The sequence below is a fragment of the Bacillus sp. 007/AIA-02/001 genome, assembly GCF_004634455.1.
Classification (GTDB): domain Bacteria; phylum Bacillota; class Bacilli; order Bacillales; family Bacillaceae_G; genus Bacillus_A; species Bacillus_A cereus.
This window is the reverse complement of record NZ_SEIY01000019.1, coordinates 56,941-77,250: the sequence shown is the minus strand read 5'-3', so window position 1 is coordinate 77,250 and position 20,310 is coordinate 56,941. Positions and strand designations below refer to the sequence as shown.

Here is a 20,310-nt window from a genome sequence, read left to right as displayed (position 1 = left end):
AACTTGTAGGAATCATTATCAAGCGTTTTATTTTTCTCTACCGATTTAGCTTCTCGACAGCTTCCGCACTTGTATCTACACGTTTAACGAAAAAAACTAATAGTAGTGCAACAACATTCATGCCAAGCGCTACATAAAACGAATATTGAATTCCAGATAATAAAGCCTTCTGAGTTACTATTGCCTTCGTAGTTTCTGTAAAGGTTGTTGGATCTATATGAGACATTAAACTTTCAGCTTTTGTTTTTGTTACAGAGTTCATAATCGTAACAAGAATAGCAGTACCAATCGAACCGGACACTTGTTGAGCCGTATTATTAACAGCTGTACCGTGCGGGTTTAAGCGAGTTGGCAATTGATTAAGACCATTTGTCATAAGTGGCATCATAACCATCGCCATCCCAAACATCCGCAGTGTGTAGATAAGAATAATATGTGTGTGACTAGAGTCAATTTGCAGACTTGCCAACATATAAGTTGAAACAGCTGTAATGGAAAGCCCCACTATGCCAAGAATCCGAGGACCATATTTATCAAATAGTTTACCTGTAATTGGTGACATAATCCCCATTATAACCGCACCTGGAAGCATCATCAGCCCAGAGCTCAGCGGCGAAATACCACGGACGTTTTGTACATAAGCTGGTGTTAAAATCATACCCGAAAACATGGCCACCGCGTTAACAATTGCAATTACAGACGCAAGTGCAAACATTGGGTACTTGTAAACACGTAAATCCAATAACGGCTCATCCATTTTTAATTGACGAATAATGAAAGCAATTAGGGCAATAGCGCCTATGATTAAAGTTGTTAAGACAACTTTATTTGTCCAACCATCGGAGCTTGCAGAACTGAATCCATATAACAAACCGCCAAAACCGACAGAAGATAATAGTAATGAGAGATAATCAAGTTTTGCATTTTTGTTTTGTTTCATGACATTCTCAGATTTCCAAATCCCTAACAGTAAGCTAATGATTGCTAACGGTAAAATCATTTCAAAAAGCAAACGCCAGTCATAATACTCTACAATATAACCTGATAGTGTCGGCCCAATTGCTGGAGCTGTAATCATAACTAGTCCAAAAATCCCCATTGCTGTTCCCCTTTTTTCTCTTGGAAAGCTTACTAGCATAATATTCATTAACAAAGGTCCCATAACTGAAGAGCCTGCCGCTTGAACCATCCGACCAGTAAGTAATAAACCAAAGTTAGGTGCTACAGCCGCTAAGGCAGTACCAAGAATAAAAATCACCATAGATGTAATAAATAGGCTCCTATTCGAGAAACGCGTTATTAAAAATGCTGAGGCCGGAATTAATATACCACTTACAAGCATATACCCTGTAGAAAGCCACTGGATCGTTGAATAATCTTGAATGTTTAAATCTTTCATTATTGATGGCAAGGCTACATTTAAAAGGGAGTTATTTAGAAATGAAACAAATGCCCCAATAAAAAGGATTACAAGCATTACATATGGTGGTTTTCTTTTATGTAATGTTTCACTCATATATTTAATTGCCCCTTCATTATAAATTTCATTGATTCGTTTAAATCGTTTACATATTTGCACAAGAAAACATTACCCTTACAGTATTTTGCCAAACTCTTCGAATGGATATTCTCTTTTTAGCAATTCCACTTGCTCAACATACCATTTTAAAATCTTTTTGTTGATTAAACCTTTATAAAAATGTTTGTTAACGGAATTTAAATTAGGCTGAAATACAAAAAAGAAGCAACTGAAAATCCCCTTCTAAAATAAAGTGAAACTTTACATCAATGGGAATTTTACAGGCAGCGAGAAAAATCAAAAAGACTACGCACCCATTCCTTTAAATACAGGCTTGTAGATCTAGTTATGTAACCATCCATAAAAAGGAATATTACATAGGCTAAGTCTAACATTACATTTTTAAAGTGAGGAGAATAAGCGTATGGACCAATATTGGTATTTGAATTCAAAGGGAAATGGGCAACAATATACTAACCAAATTTCATTATATTCACAGCCCGAAATAACTACATCTGAGGTAATGAATGATTTGAAGCTTCCTGAGAATTGGAGTTACCGAGTCTATCCAGTGAGTTGGGATTCATCAGCCAATTATACGGGGTTCAATCCCCAACCTCCTCCCTTCTCTTGGGGGCAGCAGCCAATTAATTATGCAGAGATACTACCACAAGGTCACCCTGCTAATTGGACTCCATTACCAGGTCATGCAGGTTTTAATTTTCAAAAACCTCCCTTCCCCTGGGCGCAACCATTCAATCATACAGGGATGTTCGCACAAGGTCATCTCGCAGCTTTACTATCGCCGCCAGCTAAGGCTTTTAAATTCAATACCAATAACGGGGGTATTTTCGGAAACTCTCCAGGATGGGGAGGACAGATAAGTCCCATGGGATGGGGGAATAACGGAGGTTACGGTCAGCTAGGAATGCTTGGAAACTTACTTACAGCAGGAAAAGGTACCATGAGTGGAATAGGAATGATCAGTAGTCTAATCGGGATGGGGAAGTTCTTCTTTTAGTTAATTAGAACAGGAGAATGTGGCTGTAGCTTTAATCAGCCACATTTAAGGACAGTAATCTCCCACCTAACTTCCTAGCATAGCATTCGCGGAAATTTTAGGTGGATATGTATTGTTACAAGTTACTGTTTTACTTTGAGTGCTCCTTTACTTTCTTATCAAGTGCCTTACTATAAGCATCTTTGTTTTCCTGTGATAACTCATAAATTGCTTTTTTCCAATGCTCTCCGTCTACACCTGATAAAAATTCAGTACCTTTCATTGTAGCTTCTTGAATCTTCTGTTTATCTTCTTTACCAGCATCCTTAATTAACTTCGTTGCTTTTCTTGCCTCTGTTACCCCTTCTTGTATGGATTTGTGAATGTCTTTGTATGTATCAGGTACTTTTATGTGTTCCATATTGTCTAAAATTTTATCTATCTCGTTTGATGTTTTTAAAACAGCTTTTGCTTTTTCTTTGTCCTTTAAGGATTCTCCTAAGTTTAATAATAGTTCATCCTTCTTAAATTGGAACTCTACCACTTGCTCACATATGTGGTACGGATACTGTTGTTCAGAAATTACTGTTTTCGTTATTGCTTTACTAGTTTGCTCAGTCTTATGAGTAGAATCTTTATCTCCTACCTCGCATCCGACTAACAGCATAAATGGAACTGCTAACGTTACTAGTTTCTTTGCTCTCATTATGTATTCTCCTTGTAGAAAGTATTGTAAGTAATTAACATATCAAACTATAACATACATTACATTATGGTTCACTTCCATTACGCTTTTAAAATATAAAATACGAATACACCCCATAAGCCACAAATAAGATTAATAGAATAGAAATGCCGAGTACCGTATATATAATCCATTTTAAATTTGAGTTCATATAATCCTCCCACCTCTCGACAATTCCAGTATATAACAAAAAAGCATTGGATACCCAATGCTTTTTACACTTACGCAAATAAAGAAGTATTCGCATATAAAGCTGGTGAACCACCTGAATGTACGAATAAAATATTGTCTTCCTTATTAAATTTATCTTTTCTAATTAAGTCGATTAATCCCGCTACTGCCTTACCTGTATACACTGGATCAAGTAAAATACCTTCTGTTTTCGCAAGTAACTGAACTGCCTCTACCATTTCCGGCGTTGGTAACGCATAGCCTGGTCCTACATATTCATCAAAGCACGTAACAGCGTCGCGCGAGATAAAGTTTGGAATACCAACATGTGCTGAAGTTTCATCTACAAGTTTTGCTACTTTCTCTTCTTGCTCAGCTTTTCCTCTACTTACGTTAATCCCGATTACAGGAATATGGCTTTGTGTTCCAGAAAAACCAGTAACTAAACCAGCATGCATACCGCCGCTACCACTTACACAAACAACTGAACTGAAATCAATTCCTTGCTCAAATGATTGCGCCATAATTTCTTGCGCACAAGCAACGTATCCCATAGCACCCGTAGGGTTTGATCCACCAACTGGAATTACATATGGTGTATTACCTTTTTCACTTACTTCTTGTGCTACTTTATGCATTTTTTCCATAAGATCTGCTCCGTTCGGTACAACAATGACATTTTCAGCACCTAATAAGTGATATAAGAAATAGTTTCCGTTAAAGTCTCTCTTCTCTTCTGGCTCAAGCCCTTCCTCTAATACAAGGATACATTTCATTTTTTCTTTTACCGCAGCTGCCAGTGTCAGGCGGCAATGATTTGACTGAATACCACCAGCTGTAATTAACGTATCTGCACCATTTTCCTGTGCATCCGCAACTAAAAATTCTAACTTTCTCGTCTTATTGCCACCAGCTGTTAAACCAAGTAAATCATCTCGTTTAAAATAAATAGTCGGGCCACCAAGTGCTTCAGAAAAGTTGTTTAACTTTTCAATTGGTGTATATGATTCTGTATATTTTTTTCTCGGGAATTTAGCTAAATTCATTGTAACGCTCCTTTTGTACTTCTTTCACAATATATGTAACGTTACTATTATTACACGTAAAAATGGTGAAGTCACCTTTCTCGGTTAAAAATGTATTAGAATTTCGTTTTGATAAGTAAAACCGTATTAATGATTTTAACTTAATTACGGTACATGAAATTTATATCAACGATTTTTTAAATATATCGTTCATTCCTTACAATATATCAACGATTTTTCAAATATATCTATCGTAACTTGCAATATATCAACGATTTTCTTAATATATCGATCTATCGACAAAAAAACGACAGACAGGCACCCCCTTTCTTATCAACAAAAAAAGAGCCCACACATTCAAATGCAGACTCCCTCCAATCACTTATTTACCGAAAAACGAAGTAACTGCGTTAATCCCGGCTCTAAATTCATTTCACCTTTATGACGTACGTATACGACTTTATCTCCATCAAATTTCGGAGGATTTGCTTTACTATACGTATGCCACTCATTCGTTCCTTCTATAGAATACTCCATATATTCAGTTGCACCGACAATTATATTTTCACTATCATCTGCCGTTACATTTGGTGCCATCTGCGCAATTTTTGAATCACTAATTAATAACTTCTTTATATCCTTATCACGTTTGTAATCGTAAGCTGTCACAATTACATCGTTACCATATGCTTTCACTTGTAACCCTTGTTTAAATGAATAGCCATCTGGAGCAGTTTTCTCTCCTCCATTTGGTCCTGCTGACATCCAGCCTGTTTCAATCCCGCCCGTATTTACAACAGTGAAACCTTTTTCATCTCCACCTTTAATTTTCTTTTTACCAGCCCAGTCAGGTAAGTTTAAATCCCAATGCGTATGACTCGTGAAGAAAACAACCTGCGGATAGTCTTTTAATATATCGTACAATTTATCCACGTTTAAATAATCTTGTAAATACGGCGATTGTCTTGATCCCGATACCGTATCAGGTAAAACGTGATGAGAGAAAATAAAGATTGGTTTATTTTTATCTTTTTGACTATACTCTTCTAAATTTTGTTTTAACCAACCTAATTGCTCATCACTCATATATACTTCATCCCACATTTTTGAATCGTGGTATTTCATATATTTTTCAGTTCCTAAAAATAAAAGTGGATAGCCATCTAATTCTTTTTTATGATATACCTTTTCTTGTCCACTAAATTTCAGATAGCGGTTAAATAAAGTTTCCTCAGTTACACCATTTGGCCATGTACTTTGAGAGAGTTTCCCATCTGCTGTCCATTTACCAGCATAAAACTCATGATTCCCAACAGTAGACCATACATTTTCTGGATGCTTATTTTTATTTAACACACGCTTTACATCATCATATTGTGACTGTTGTCCAGTCGGCGTTATATCCCCATTCATAATAAGCGCTCTAGAAAGTGGCGTTACTTTATTCATATCTTTTAATACGTGATCAAAATCTCCTAAATCACCTTGAATGTCACTAATAACATTAAAAGTTGTAGCTGATTTTCGAACTTGCTCTTTCCCTTCCGCATGTGCTGAAAATGTCGGTAATAATGCCGCCATAACTGCTAACGAAGCAACTGTCTTTTTCATACAAATTCTCCCCCTAATAATAGAATGTACCAACTGACATGTTCTGCTTCTCTTAGGTGCTTGTCCAATTCACATTATAGGGGGAGATTGTAAAGATTAATGGAATAAAAAATTAAGTGTTTTTTAAGAGATTTTGTCTTTTCTACACACTCCACAATTAGCAATTCGCGCCAATATAGCTTTTTAGTCTTTAACATTACATAAATGTAAATGAATATGATGAATCTCTTAGTTTAATATGTTGTCTTTTTAATCTCTGTTATATAACCGCCACAAAATATGCTATTTTTTCAAGTTCTCTTTCTTTAATAAAAGTTACTCCTCTTTTAATTAGCCTTAAAATTGTAAAGTGGCTTAATAATATGTTTAATATCAATTGTTTCTTTTGTATTCTCAATAATTTCATCCATTGGCTTATATACCATTGGTGCTTCATCTAAAGTACTTTCTGCAACAGATGTAGTCCAAACCTCTGTCATTGTATTTTGAAAATCCTCTAAGTTAAGTACTTCTTTCGCCTTCTTGCGACTCATAATACGCCCTGCTCCATGAGGGCCAGAAAAGTTCCAATCTGGATTTCCTTTACCAAATGCAATGATTGAACCATCTCTCATATTGATTGGAATGATTACTCGTTCATTTTTCTGAGCTGAAATAGCACCTTTTCGTAGAATCATATTTTCCATATCGATGTAGTTATGAATTGTAGTGAATTGATCGGTTACTTTCCAATCCATTTTAGTGACGATTTCATCAATCATTGCCTTACGATTTAACTCCGCATATTTTTGTGCAATTTTCATATCATTCATGTAATCTTTAAATCCTTGTCCTTCTAAATAAGCTAATTCTTTGCGAATCACCGGTTTCTTAATTTCACGTAAAGCTTCATGTATTTCTTGTTGTCTACCTTCTTTCGTTAAACGCTCAATCAGTTCTTCTTTAATAGATTTAACGTTTATAAGTTGCTCGTAAGCAAAGTTTTGATAATACTCTGCTACTTGTTTCCCTAAATTACGCGAACCACTATGAATGACAATGTATACATTTCCTTTATCATCCTCATTCAGTTCGACAAAATGATTGCCCCCGCCAAGTGTACCAATACTTTTTTGAGCACGTTGCAATGTAAACGGGGCTCTTACACTATCAAAATCAATCATTTTTGAAAATCTATGTTCCTTATCTCGAATACGAAAACCACTTGGGACAAATTTACGTATCGTTTCGTCTAAGTGATCGAAGTTGATTTCCTCTTTTTTCTTATTAATCATAACAACTTCCATGCCACAACCAATATCGTACTTACCTCTCAGTTTCCTGAAAGAGTGGACTATACCTTCTCTACAGTCATCGAGATATGCAGTCTCTACTGTAGGCTCACCGTATTAATTATTCCTCTTCAATTCAAAATAGATGAGGAATAATTCTGTACCTTAGTCTGCTAACATGGTACAAGTCTCTGAACCATTCGATTATGTCACCATAACCACTGGCTGCTGATTGCCCTCGTCTTTTATCGTTAGGGTTCCCAGTCAATTGAGTGAGTAGTTTAAAGTCTGAGCCGATTAGTTAACCCCGACTAAATTAGGAACAATCTTATCTTGAATTGTCATTGTTGTCCCAATCGTACAACCTGCACCCGCATGTGTATCTGGCATAATACGAATCTTGCTATCCTTTACGAATTCTTGGTTACAAAGATCAATAATTTGACCTGCTGCAGTTTTTTCTACATTCGTAGTAAACACTTTTGCTTCATTGTATTTCCCTTGTAATTTCAACATCTTCTATTTCCCCTTTCCTTTAGTTTCTACAAAACATTAATTTATATATATTTATAATTATATTTTCCACCACTACAGCTCATTTCCTTTTTTATAAAAAAAGACACAGAGATTCCTCCCCATGCCTACTAATTTCCTACCTTTTCACCGCATGCACATAATGCACTGTCTCAAAAGCTTTCAAATAATCGTTTCGTCCTTCAAAATATAATTTATTTATGTCTTCTGGCGATAAATGTTCATAAATGAGTAAGCCCGCCTTCTCTAACAGTGCTTCCATTTCGGCATAAGAAAAACATGATTTCATCGGTTCTCCGCCTACCGCAGCCATTTTTACCATATTTTCAACTCGATTGGACAGTCCCTTTTCCGTAAACAAGTTTTCATCGGGATAATCGAAAACGATAGAACTTCCTGCCGGAACCACCTCAAATAAACATTCTATTAAACTAGAAAGTTCCTCTTTCGTTAAATAGTACGTTACACCTAATAGACTAAAGAACGTCTTTTTATTTTCAAATCCTTCATTGCGTAACTGTTCATAGGAAAATCCTTTCGTAAAATCCATTGAAACAAAATGAAGGTTATTTGGAACTTCAATTTCTACTTCTTTTATTCTTTCCTTCTTAAACGCCTGCGTAGAAGGATGATCCACTTCAAATATTTCTATTTTATTCTCTAACTCTCGGTTTCTAAAACTGAACGTATCTAAGCCTGCACCGAGTATGACGTATTGTTTCGCTCCTAATGTAATTTCATGTAGTAATACTCTTTCACAATATGCGGCACGTGCTAAAGGTGTTGGTGATAACTGAACTTGTGTAATCCATTTTAATATTTCTTTTGGATTGTCTTGAAACTGCTCTGCAATGTCTGTATTGAAAAAGTGAATCCCTTGAACCATGTTCGTTTCAATATTGTTACGTTCTTTTTGCGAAATGAAATCTTTAGCTACATAATCATTAAAGATTTTAGGACTATCAAATTCACTATGATACGCCCTTCCGAATGCTGATACTAACGACGTTACACTTGCTTCACCTTGTTTCACGCACATACACTCTCCTTCATTTTCACAACAAAAATAGGGTTCCCCTGGCCAGGAGAACCCTATTATACACCTTATTTTCGTATTGGTAAATTATAGCATAAATAAGTTTTTTTGTCAAGTTTTCAGCCTACTAACGCTCCAATAATTTGTGTAATCTCTAGCAGGAAGATTTCGATCTACACCGAATATTCCAGTTCATAACAATACAAATGGAGGGCGTCATGAAAAGATTAGTCATCATTACAGTTGGAAAAACACACAGTGGAAAAACTACATTTGCAAGAGCATTAGAAAAAGAGTTACCCCACTCTTTCGTTATGGATCAAGATAATCAAGCTGAATTTATTAACACGCATTACGAAAAATTACAGCCGGCTAAAGGCCCTAATACATTTAAGCACGGTCTTTCAAAATTCATTGTTGATTATGCGAAAGAACATTCAAATTTACACCTTATTATTAGTAACTCCAATCGCAGTAAAAATGGAAGGTTATATTTACTAAACGAATTATTTCCACAGAATGAATATGTACGCATACTCGTTCATTTTGACATTCCAGATGATGTACTTTACGAAAGAGTGGCTCGAAGCACGCGAAGTACGAATATTTTTAGAGGTGGATATTCTAGTTTCAAAGAAGTATTTGATCGACAACAAACTGAATCACTTCACGATGATGTGGTAGATCCTATAGAAAATGAGGCTGATTATTTGTTTGTTATTCGCAATAATAAAGATGTAAGCTTTACTATAGAAGAAATTGTTCATCTAGCTAGAGGTTTATCCCCTACCCCAAATAAGAGATTATAAAAATTACATAATCATAGATTATTATGCAAATCCTTCCTCTAAGCGCCTAACATAGTATATAATAATAAGATAATCTACTTCTATATGCTCATTTTTACACAAAACAGTTCATGCATATGAAAGAAAAGAGGTACAAAAATATGAAAACAAAACAAACAATTGCTGCGTCTACACTAGCTTTAGCAATGATTGCTGGCGCGAACTCTGCTCATGCGGAAGTAAATGATGCTACTCCTCAGCAAAGTACGGGAGATCGATTAGCTGAAATTAAGCAACATAAACAAGAGTTAGATGCAAAATTGCAGCAACACAAAGAAAACGTGGATCAAACATTAAATGAACTTAACAAGGTTAAGGAAAATGTTGATACGAAGGTGAATGAACTACATGAACGTAAACAAGTTGCTGATGAAAAAATTAGCGAAGTTAAACAGCATAAACAAGAACTAGATGCAAAACTGCAGCAAGACAAACAAATCGCCGAAGATAAAATCGCTGAAATTAAAGAGCATAAAAAACAAGTAGAAGATAAAGTTGCTGAAGTAAAAGAACATAAGCAAAATATCGATAACAAAGTGAATGAGATTAAAGAACATAAACAAACTGTCGATGAAAAAGTGAATGAAATGAAGCAACATAAAGAGAACATTGATCAAAAGGTTAATGAACTTAAGGAAGTTAAAAAACAAGTAGATGAAAAATTAGCTGAGTTAAAAAAAGCGAAACAAACTGCTGAGGACAAACTCGCTGAACTAAAAGAAAACAAGCCGAATACCGGTAACACGTTAGAGGAACTTAAGAAAATTAAAGGCAATTTAGACAGTCTTTCCGCTAACTTAGAATTAGCTAAACAAGATGTAAAAAACAAACTAGCTGTTTTACAAGAAGCTAGACAAGATTTAATTAATAAAATTAACGAAATTAAACAATCGAAACAAACTGTTTCAGATGATTTATCAAAGAAAAAACAAGACTTAGATATTAAAATCAACGACTTTAAGCATACTGAGAAAAAAATTGACGACAAATTAGCTGAGTTACATACAACGAAGCAAAATGTTGATAACAAGATTAATGAAGTATCACAGTCTAAACAAATGCAAGCAGATAATGGTACTAAAAACAATAACGCTAAAGAACTTCCTAACGCTGGTAGCGAGCAATCAAACAATATGGCTCTAGGAATGCTATCTGTATTAGGCGGTGTTTTATTACTTACTCGTAATAAAATTAAAACGTTATTCTCTAAATAAGTCCATAAAAAAAGGAAAACCGCACATACATGTACGGTTTTCCTTTTTTTATATTAACTGTCCATCTCGAAGCGTCAATATACGATCACATACATCAAGCATTCTTTCATCATGTGTAATCATAATTGCTGCTTTTTGGCTCTCTTTCACTTCGCGTTTCATCATTTCAACAACTTCACGTGCGCGTTTTGAGTCTAAGCTTGCCGTTGGCTCATCCGCTAATATTAAATCTGGGTTGTTCATGAACGCACGAGCGATTGCTACCCTTTGTTTTTCCCCGCCAGATAGTTGATTTGGATAATGATTCTTTCTTTCTCCTAATCCAAATGCCGCTAATAAATGATCTGCACGCTTTTCGGATTCTTGTTTACTTTCTTTTTTTAGCTTTGCAATGTAAAGTAACTGTTCTTTCACATTTAAATATGGAACAAGGTTTGCAAACTGGAAAATGAAGCCGATTTTTTTCAAACGAATGTCTGTCATTTCCTTTTCTGATAACTGTGTAATATTTTGCTCACGAATGTAAATATCCCCTTTTGACGGTGATAATAATGCACCCGCGATTGATAATAACGTACTTTTCCCTGATCCAGAAGGACCGACGATTCCGATAAATTCTCCGGCTTTCACATCAAGCGATATCGGATGAAGGGCTGTTACTTCCGTATTCCCTTCTCCGTACACTTTACTTACTTTGTCTAATTTTAATAATGAAGTCATTACATCCCGCCTCCAATTGCTTCTAATGCATCAACTTTTAATACTTGGTATAACGAAATAAGTGTTCCTAAAATACTAATTACGATAAAGATTGCTGCGTATTGTACAATCATCGGTGTTGTTAATAAGAACGGCATACCAGCTGGTAAAATTTGTTCTAACCCTTGTACAAGAACGATACTAATTACCATCGCAACGACTGATAAGAATAACGCCTGTACGACTAAGCTATTTGCTAAATATGAGTTCTTTGTACCAATTGCTTTTAATACACCTAATTGCTGTGTTTTTTGTAGTGTAATAACATAGAAGAATACACCGATTAATAACGCAGCGATCACAAGTAAGAACGCAATGATCATCGTTAATGTTCCTTGCTCTTCTTTAAATCCTGGAATACTTTGCAGTACTTCTTTTTTATCGATAACGTGAGCATTTTTAATTTCTTTATCTGTGTTAAGTGCAATTGCACTATAATCTTTTTGGTTTGGTTGTGAAATAGATCCCCATACGTCTTCATTTACATAAACGACTGGTGTATGGCTAAACATTTGATCTTTCGTAAATCCGACGATTGTAAATTCTTTCTTTGAAACAGGATCGATAATTGTATCTCCAATATCGATTCCCTTCTCTTTAATCGATTCATCAGCAACCATCTCGTTGTTTGCTGTACCTAATTTCTCACCTTTTACAATGTTCGGTTCTAAAAATGAATCTCGTTCGCTTGAGAAAATAGCGATATCAACCTTTTTCGAACTATCTTTCTTTTCATATGTTGAAACTTTCACACGAAACGGAACTGCCTCTTTGTCACCTACTTGATTTACTACGTTATCTACATCGTCTTTCTTAATTTGTGAACGAAGTAATTTATTTTCCGCATCATCTGCTAAAACGAACTTATTTGCCTCCATATTTTGAATCGATGAAGCATTATCATATGATAATCCATTTGCTAATCCTGAAATAACAAGGACTAAAAATGATAATAACACCATAATGAGTCCGATTAATCCGTATCTTAATTTTGATTGTTTCAATTCACGCAGAGCTAAAAACATTTCGCTCGCTCCTTCCTCTTTCTTTCTATGAACTTATCATAAAAAAGAAATATGAACGGAATATGAACAGAAGATTACAGAGGGGAAATTAAATTACATCTGATACTTTTTGAGCGCGGGAAAGGTGTGGCTTTATAGCAGAAATACAGTACGTGAAATTTATATCAGCGATTTTTCAAATATATCAGCGCAAATAGAATTATATCGACTTGCCGACATAAAACGACAAAAAAGAGGCAGTTCCGAAACAGCCTCTTTCTTTCCATCTATTTCGGAAGCTCCACCCGAACGGTCGTTCCTTCCCCCTTCGTACTATACACCGAAACGTTTCCATGATGCAGTTCAACAATCTTCTGCACAATCGACAATCCTAAACCGCTACCTTCTACGTTTCTCGTCCTTGCTGTATCTACTTTGTAAAAACGGTCAAAAATACGATCCATTTCTTCTTTTTCCATACCGATTCCGTTGTCTGATATAGAAATAATGACACTAGACTCTAACTCTTCGACGAAAAACTCAATCGTTCCACCATCGTTTGAAAACTTAATGCTATTCGTGAAAATGTTACTCCAAACTTGATGAAGTAAGTTTTCATCACCTTTTATAGTGATATCTGGCACATTAAATTCAACGGCGATATCTTTTTCCCGCCATTTCCACTCAAGCATAAAAATGACGTCTTTAATTTGCTTCTGCAGATTGAATTCTCTTATTTGTAGAACCTTTTCCTCTTTATCTAATGAAGCGAGCGTAAGTAACTGTTTACATAAACTAGACATTCGCTTACTTTCACCCTCAATAATTTGTAAGTAATGATTTCTTTCTTCCTCACTCATCTTTTCTGTTTGCAACGTCTTTGAAAAACCTTGTATGGAAGAAAGTGGCGACTGAAATTCATGTGAAACGTTCGAAACGAATTCTTGTCTCATTTCATCTAGTTCTTTAATACTCTTCGTCATCTTTTGGAAGCTTGTAGATAACGTTCCTATTTCATCTTTTCGTTTTACATCTAATTCAATTTCATATTCCCCACTCGCAATTTTTTGCGTAGCCTTCGTAAATTTACGGATTGGGCGAACGATGTAACCTGCTGCAATCGCTATAAAAATAATACTTAATAGTACGATAAACCCTAATAATACCGCTAGAAAAATTCTCATCTCGCCGAATTGTTGTTGAACGTCAGGGCGAATGAATAAAGCGTACTGTTTATCACCGTGTTGTACTGGGACACCGACGCTATTAATTAATTCATTATCGAAAAAACCTGTAATAAAGAGGCGCGTTGGATAAGTAGAAACACCATTAAATGTCTCCCCCTGCAATACTTTATGAACGGTATCATCACTTATTGTCGTCTTACGAAACGCATTACCGATACGCTTTCCATTCTTTTGATCATCAACAATGTAAATCTCATACCCTAATTTTGCAATAGAATGCAAATACGTCTCTTGATTTTCTTCACTTTGCTTTTCATATAACGATTTAACTTCTTCCGCATACTTTAAAATCTTTTCACTGTTATATGGTTTTAACTTCACTTGATAATATACGTTCGTTAATAAAAAGCCGATAATACTACTAAGTAGCATAATGCCGACCGTCATAAATACAAATCTAGAATATAGTGATTTCATCTTATTTCAACTCCAACTTATACCCGAGGCCGCGCACTGTTGTAATTTGAAAATCATCCGTTCGTTTTGAGAAACGATCTCGCAGCCTTTTCACATGAACATCAACTGTTCGTTCATCTCCTTCAAAATCCATTCCCCATACTAATTCAATTAGCTCTTCTCTTGAAAATGTTCTTCCAGGATAACTAGCAAGTTGTGATAATAACTCAAATTCCTTTAAAGGAAGCAAAATCGTTTGACCGTTACACTTTACTTCTACACCTTTTCGATCAATTGTCGTTCCGTGCAACGTAATAATATCTGCACTCAGCATTTGATAACGTCGTAATAAAGCTTTCATACGGAAAATCACTTCAGCTGGTTCAAATGGTTTTACGATATAATCGTCCGTACCAGAAATGAATCCTTTTTCTTTATCAACTAACTGATCTTTCGCCGTTAATAAAATAACCGGTATATCATGATACTTCCGGATTTCTTCACATAACGTATAGCCATCAACGAACGGCATCATAATGTCTACGATCGCAAGATGAATATTTTCCTTCTCTAAAACGTCTTGCGCTACCTTTCCATCTTCTGCTTCAAAAACTTTAAACCCCTCTTTTTGTAAATGGTAATGCAACAACTCTCTAATATGCTTATCATCATCAGCTAATAAAATATGTATCATCTTCATTAAACCCTCTCTCGTTCATCCTTCTACATCACTACATTAAGAAACAATTGGATTTTTTGCAAGAAAAAGAAAAAGAATCTATTTTGAAAAAAGATTATTCAAAATAGATTCTTACGTTTTAGTATTAAGATTATTTTAATCAAAAACAATTTCTAAGCCTTCGAAATATCAACAAATCCTTCTCCGAACACATCACGAACATCGTGTATAGCGATGAACGCCGCCGGATCCGTAGTTTGAACAATCCGCTTTAGCTTCACTACTTCTTGCTTATTAATAACAACATAAAGAATTTCCTTCGGAGTTTTCGTGTAATAGCCATGCCCTGAATATACAGTAACCCCTCTCCCCATTAAGGTTGTCACCTTCCCGGCAATTTCATCTGGATTATCAGAAATAATCGTAATAGCCTTCTTCGGATTTAACCCTTCAATTACAAATTCCATCACTTTCGTTGCTACATATAGCATAATAATTGTTATCATCAGTTTTTCTGCACCAATGATGAAATAAGATGAAAATGCAACGATTAAATCGAAGAACAGTAGACCGTAGCTAATGCTCCAGCCTAAATATTTATGTGTCATCCTTGCTAAGATCGTAGTACCTGCAGTTGTTCCGCCAACGCGAATGATAAGACCAATACCACACCCGATAAATATTCCCCCGAAAATGGCATTTACAAGCATTTCATCCGAAGCAATCGTCCAGCCTTCTGTTAAATGAAGAAATAGCGAGTTAGTCACTACAGCGATAATCGTATAAATTGTTGTGATTTTATTTAAAAATTTATAACCGACTATTAACAAAATCGCATTTAAAATTAAGTTAACTAAACCTGGTGACCATTCAAATAAATAGTACGTAATAATCGTGATACCTGTTACCCCACCCTCACCAAACTCGTTTGGGATAACAAATAAATTGACACCTAAAGCAAAAAGAAATGCACCAATAATAATAAAAATAATGTCTGTCGTTCTTTTTTTCATACAGTACCTCACTTCTTATGTAAATATTTATTCTGTCATAAACTCTCACCATTATATCGTGGAATATTCAAATCGAACAGTGGTTTGTTTTTTATTTTAATATAGGATGATAAATCAACTTTATCCTATATCCACTTGTAATTAAGAAAGTAAAATAACTGTATTTATTATGTACTACAACTAAAGTTTTGATTTCACATGCAATTCATGCTAAAAATGAATAGGAACACGTACTCGCATTAACTTCGAGTACAAAACAAATAGGCGAAGCTATAGAATAGGCTTCGCATCAAACGTGTGCTCACAGAGATTTATATTCATAAATCTCTGATTTTTTCACTTATCTTTCTCCATATACTCTTTAATTTTCCGTTCTTCCCATTCTTTTCCGAATATCCCAAATGGAAAAGTTGTTAAACCGTGTATAACGATACCAATCCCCCAACCTCCAAGTGGATATAAAAACCATAATTTACTTGAATCAGAGCTTATATTTATGAAAAAAAGCATTAAGTTAACTAATATATAGACCGTTAAATGAATGTAAAACGCTTTTAAATTCTCCACTCTTTTTTTAGCTCGTAAATAATTCTCATCTCGCTCCATATATAAACACCTCTTTCATTATTGTATTTTTTAACTCGCTCTGATTTAAACATCATATTCTAGTCGGATATCCCTTATTCTCAAAAAATACAAAGCAAAAAAGTATCCAGCAAATGGTCATACACATCACCATTTGCTGGATACTACATGATACATTTGTTATTTACAGGATTTTAATTAAGACCAAATCCATACACCATCATTATTTTCAGCGTTCGTCTTTGCTTCATGAACTTTTTCAATATGGTCAACTGTGTTCCAGTTAATAGAACTTCCGCCCCACCCTACATACTTCATATCAATTTTCACTTTCTCACCCGCATTAAATACTTGTCCCTTTGTTAAGAAAACATCAATAATAGCTTTCTTCCCATTTAGCGATGGATACTCAACTACAACATATTTAGTAGCACCGTCTCCCTCATCTTCCATCGTTCCTACTTTTGATACTTCTCCAATTACATAATTAGGTGAGCCATCTTCTTTCATGTGCATACCTAACTTGTTTGTTGTATTTTCAACTGCAGTTGCAACCATATATTCTGTAAAATTACGCATCATAGATCCAGTAGCTTTTACTTCATCTCCTACTTTCACATTTGAAAGTGAATCAATATACACACTAACCGGTTCCTCATATTGCTTAGATTTTACAACAATTACACCGTTATCTACTTCTACTACTCGTCCTTCTAACGTCGAGAAATTCGATTCAATAGAAGCTGCACTCGCTTTTGTTACTTCTAGTCCTGGTAAATTTGTTCCTGATAATGCTGCGATCCCTAAAGCACCTGCTAAAATTAATTTTTTCATACCCATTATGAAACATCTCCATTCACGATGATTTTATTTTTTTGATTGGTATCGACCAACCTGTAATCACTATAGTTACAGGTAGTAAAAATAACAACCGTTTTCCTCATGCAATGTTGCATACTTTGATTTTCAAATATAAATCGGTTATTCCTATATTCAACACTAAGACTGAATTCTTGAATCCCAGCAGGTAAACGGATTGATGATGAAGAAACTAATGTCATACATCATGTTTTTCAATGATACAGTTTGTATAATCGTAGTCCATTACATTATGTAGGAGCGGAGTTAACATGTTAAAAAAACAAAGAGATTACAGCCAGGAGATACCGTGGCGACAGTAAGTCCTTCGTGGGGAGGAGCAGGTGATTCTGAAATAAGATAACGATATGACAGGACTCAAATAAATAAAAACACTCCTATAAGATATGACTGTGAATTGGTACTTTTCAAATGATATGAAGATTACTTATCTAATGATAAAGGGGGATTTACGTGTATGGACGTAACATTTACAGTAAGTAAATGGGATGAAAAACTAATTGATGATACTAGAAAAGATTTCCCTATTAATATTGCCCATGTTGAATATGATATTGATGGAGAATTAAAAGGAAAAGCTTTTGTTGAATACTTATTATATTATCTAGACTCAAATATAAATGATGGTCACTTGGCTACGGCTAAAATTTCTGGATTTTTACACTTTGAAGGAATTTATAAGGGGCAACAAGGGACATTCACAGCTATAGAGCAAGGAATATTTGATAAAGGAAATTTAGATTCCCCAGGAACAATTATTAAAGCTACCGGTAACTTAGAAAATCTGAGAGGGTCCTATAATTATCAGTTTACAGGTCAAACTAGTAAACTAATTTTAGAATTTGAACGTTAGCAAAATACCTTATAATTTAGTGGAAAGGACATTTCTTGTAATACTAGGAATGTCCTTTTTGTCAACGAGCTTATTCAAGTTAAAAATAAACAGAGTATATTATCAATATACAGCAATGCATATCATTTTCGTTATGGTGGAATTAAAAACCTAAGCCCGAGTGACATGGCCCCCACCTATTCATTACTTTTCCTACTAACTAAAGAATAATCCCAGAAAAACTCCCCTTCATAACTTCCTTTTCAAGTTGATTCCTACATATAAACATCGCAGTAATATTTGTACGATTTTTTTCATCGGGTTCAAATTGTTCAATGGTTAAGTCACAACGAATTGTGTCACCACTAAACACAGGACGTAAAAATTCAAAATCCATCTTGCGAGCTAGTACGTTATAATCACCGCCAATTTTTGTAGGTAGTGTTGATGTTAAAAGCCCTTGTACAACAAATCTCCCCTGCTCATCTGGTGTAACATGATGAACACCTTCATCTTTCGATATTTCCGTAAATAACGCAACATCTTCTTTTGTAAACGTTCGTTCAAAGGTGATTTTTTCGCCTACTTGTAATTTCATCCCATGCCCCTCCTCAAAAACTCTTTTAAAATAAGAAAAACCGAAACTCAAATCATTTCGGTTTTTCAAAACTATAGAAGTCAATATTTACTTTAAAGAATGAACAAACAACCCACTACGCAGTTTCGGTTCAAACCACGTTGATTTCGGCGGCATGACTTCTCCGGCATCTGCGATTGCTAATAAATCTTCCATAGATGTCGGATATAATGCGAATGCTGCTTTGTATTCGCCGCTGTTCACAAGGCGTTCTAGTTCTTCTAACCCCCGTATTCCGCCAACAAAATCAATGCGTGAATCAGAACGCGGATCATGTATTTCAAGTACTTGGCTTAATAAATGATCTTGCAGGATAGATACATCTAAACCTCTAACAAGATCATTCGCATCAAATGTTTCTTCTTTCACAGTAAGCTTATACCACTTCTCATTTACATACATTCCAAATGCTTTTGGTTCATTTGGTTTATACGGAGAAACAGGTGCTTCTTCTACATAGAAGTATTGCTTGATTTGTTTTAAAAACTGTTCTTCTGATAAACCGTTTAAATCTTTCACAACTCGGTTATAGTCCCAAATCGATAATTCATCATGAGGGAATAGAACCGATAAGAAGAAATTAAATTCCTCTTCTCCTGTGTAATTTGGATATTGTTCTCTTCTCATAAGTCCTACTTTTGCAGCTGATGCAGAACGGTGATGCCCATCTGCAATATAAAGATTAGGAATATCTTCAAATGCGTTTACTAAAGTCGTAATTACATCTTCATCTGCAATCTTCCACGCAACATGCTTAACACCGTCTTCTGCTGTAAATGTATAAATTGGCGCATGCTCTTCTTTCCAGCTTCTAATTAAATGCTTTACTTCATCTTTTGTACGGTAAGTTAAAAATATCGGACCTGTATTTGCGTCACACACATCTACGTGGCGAATACGATCTAGTTCTTTTTCATGACGTGTTCTTTCATGTTTTTTAATTGTATCATCTTCATACTCATCAATAGATGTACAAACGACAAGGCCTGACTGCGTTCTTCCTTGCATCGTCAGTTCATAAATATATAGCGCTGGCTCTTCATCTTGTATGAACACTTCTTCTCGTATAAATTGCTTTAAATTGTCGCCCGCTTTTTCATACACGCGATCATCATACGGTGACAATTCAGGATCTAAATCAATTTCTGCTTTATCAACATGCAAGAAAGAATATGGATTCCCTTTTACAACTTCCCTTGCCTCTTCACTATTTAATACGTCATACGGTAAAGCTGCCACTTGTGCCGCTTTTTCCTCTACTGGACGAATGGCCCGAAACGGTCGTATTTTTGCCACATTCCTCTC

The 20,310-nt window shown here is 35.2% G+C and carries 20 protein-coding genes; 4 read left to right on the top strand and 16 right to left on the bottom strand.

The annotated features are described in order from the left end of the window. Window positions 1-37: 37 nt before the first annotated feature. Window positions 38-1,516 carry a DHA2 family efflux MFS transporter permease subunit gene (locus ES895_RS25085; RefSeq protein WP_000005138.1) on the bottom strand — a complete coding sequence of 493 codons (1,479 nt, stop codon included), beginning with the start codon at window positions 1,514-1,516 and terminating at the stop codon, window positions 38-40. A gap of 427 nt (window positions 1,517-1,943) precedes the next feature. Between ES895_RS25085 and ES895_RS25080 the strand changes: the two genes are divergently transcribed. Continuing rightward, window positions 1,944-2,540, top strand: a complete 597-nt coding sequence (locus ES895_RS25080; protein WP_065703681.1) for a hypothetical protein — start codon at window positions 1,944-1,946, stop codon at window positions 2,538-2,540. 130 nt (window positions 2,541-2,670) lie between these two features. Here the strand turns inward: ES895_RS25080 and ES895_RS25075 are convergent, their stop codons facing one another. The 6 genes from ES895_RS25075 to ES895_RS25050 form a co-directional block, all read right to left on the bottom strand. After that, complete coding sequence (locus ES895_RS25075) at window positions 2,671-3,225, bottom strand: hypothetical protein (RefSeq protein ID WP_135238730.1); 555 nt, start codon at window positions 3,223-3,225, stop codon at window positions 2,671-2,673. A 260-nt stretch (window positions 3,226-3,485) separates the two neighbouring features. Further along, entirely contained in the window at window positions 3,486-4,481 is a 996-nt protein-coding gene (gene cuyA, locus ES895_RS25070; RefSeq protein WP_135238729.1) for a D-cysteate sulfo-lyase, read from the bottom strand. A 357-nt stretch (window positions 4,482-4,838) separates the two neighbouring features. After that, window positions 4,839-6,071, bottom strand: a complete 1,233-nt coding sequence (locus ES895_RS25065; RefSeq protein WP_000754277.1) for a DUF4073 domain-containing protein — start codon at window positions 6,069-6,071, stop codon at window positions 4,839-4,841. A 326-nt stretch (window positions 6,072-6,397) separates the two neighbouring features. Then, on the bottom strand, window positions 6,398-7,357 hold the full coding sequence (locus tag ES895_RS25060) for an RtcB family protein (RefSeq protein ID WP_000454390.1): 960 nt from the start codon (window positions 7,355-7,357) through the stop codon (window positions 6,398-6,400). A gap of 282 nt (window positions 7,358-7,639) precedes the next feature. Further along, window positions 7,640-7,858 carry an RtcB family protein gene (locus ES895_RS25055; RefSeq protein WP_000916240.1) on the bottom strand — a complete coding sequence of 73 codons (219 nt, stop codon included), beginning with the start codon at window positions 7,856-7,858 and terminating at the stop codon, window positions 7,640-7,642. A gap of 136 nt (window positions 7,859-7,994) precedes the next feature. Then, a complete protein-coding gene (locus ES895_RS25050) occupies window positions 7,995-8,915 on the bottom strand; it encodes a class I SAM-dependent methyltransferase (RefSeq protein WP_002061808.1) in 921 nt (306 codons plus the stop codon). Between the two features lie 215 nt (window positions 8,916-9,130). Here ES895_RS25050 and ES895_RS25045 point away from each other — a divergent pair, with 215 nt between their 5' ends. Together ES895_RS25045 and ES895_RS25040 are read left to right on the top strand one after the other, a co-directional pair. Then, a complete protein-coding gene (locus ES895_RS25045; protein WP_000826989.1) occupies window positions 9,131-9,721 on the top strand; it encodes an ATP-binding protein in 591 nt (196 codons plus the stop codon). Between the two features lie 140 nt (window positions 9,722-9,861). Continuing rightward, window positions 9,862-10,974, top strand: a complete 1,113-nt coding sequence (locus ES895_RS25040; RefSeq protein ID WP_135238728.1) for an LPXTG cell wall anchor domain-containing protein — start codon at window positions 9,862-9,864, stop codon at window positions 10,972-10,974. 48 nt (window positions 10,975-11,022) lie between these two features. Here the strand turns inward: ES895_RS25040 and ES895_RS25035 are convergent, their stop codons facing one another. The 7 genes from ES895_RS25035 to ES895_RS25005 form a co-directional block, all read right to left on the bottom strand. Continuing rightward, window positions 11,023-11,694 (bottom strand): ABC transporter ATP-binding protein, encoded by a 672-nt coding sequence (locus ES895_RS25035; protein ID WP_000202597.1) that lies wholly within the window; start codon window positions 11,692-11,694, stop codon window positions 11,023-11,025. Beyond that, window positions 11,694-12,758 carry an ABC transporter permease gene (locus ES895_RS25030; RefSeq protein ID WP_135238727.1) on the bottom strand — a complete coding sequence of 355 codons (1,065 nt, stop codon included), beginning with the start codon at window positions 12,756-12,758 and terminating at the stop codon, window positions 11,694-11,696. The genes ES895_RS25035 and ES895_RS25030 overlap by 1 nt, the downstream gene beginning before the upstream one ends. A 266-nt stretch (window positions 12,759-13,024) precedes the next feature. Further along, complete coding sequence (locus tag ES895_RS25025; protein ID WP_000839528.1) at window positions 13,025-14,401, bottom strand: sensor histidine kinase; 1,377 nt, start codon at window positions 14,399-14,401, stop codon at window positions 13,025-13,027. A gap of 1 nt (window position 14,402) precedes the next feature. Further along, on the bottom strand, window positions 14,403-15,080 hold the full coding sequence (locus ES895_RS25020; RefSeq protein WP_000781961.1) for a response regulator transcription factor: 678 nt from the start codon (window positions 15,078-15,080) through the stop codon (window positions 14,403-14,405). Between the two features lie 152 nt (window positions 15,081-15,232). Next, the gene (locus tag ES895_RS25015; protein ID WP_000747492.1) at window positions 15,233-16,072 is read right to left on the bottom strand and encodes a YitT family protein; all 840 of its coding nucleotides are present in this window, start codon (window positions 16,070-16,072) and stop codon (window positions 15,233-15,235) included. A gap of 336 nt (window positions 16,073-16,408) precedes the next feature. After that, window positions 16,409-16,678, bottom strand: coding sequence for a 2TM domain-containing protein (locus tag ES895_RS25010; protein ID WP_000438994.1), 270 nt, complete (start codon window positions 16,676-16,678; stop codon window positions 16,409-16,411). A 177-nt stretch (window positions 16,679-16,855) separates the two neighbouring features. After that, window positions 16,856-17,497: a F0F1 ATP synthase subunit alpha gene (locus tag ES895_RS25005; RefSeq protein ID WP_000525525.1), complete on the bottom strand. Its 642-nt coding sequence runs from the start codon at window positions 17,495-17,497 to the stop codon at window positions 16,856-16,858. Between the two features lie 496 nt (window positions 17,498-17,993). On the opposite strand from ES895_RS25005, the gene ES895_RS25000 reads away from it, so the two are divergent. After that, window positions 17,994-18,389, top strand: coding sequence for a DUF3224 domain-containing protein (locus ES895_RS25000; protein ID WP_000383503.1), 396 nt, complete (start codon window positions 17,994-17,996; stop codon window positions 18,387-18,389). 199 nt (window positions 18,390-18,588) lie between these two features. Here the strand turns inward: ES895_RS25000 and ES895_RS24995 are convergent, their stop codons facing one another. Both ES895_RS24995 and ES895_RS24990 read right to left on the bottom strand, forming a co-directional pair. Next, window positions 18,589-18,966, bottom strand: coding sequence for a hotdog family protein (locus tag ES895_RS24995; RefSeq protein WP_135238726.1), 378 nt, complete (start codon window positions 18,964-18,966; stop codon window positions 18,589-18,591). Window positions 18,967-19,053: 87 nt separating this feature from the next. Then, window positions 19,054-20,301, bottom strand: coding sequence for a DUF1015 domain-containing protein (locus tag ES895_RS24990; protein ID WP_001063069.1), 1,248 nt, complete (start codon window positions 20,299-20,301; stop codon window positions 19,054-19,056). Between the last annotated feature and the right edge of the window lie 9 nt (window positions 20,302-20,310).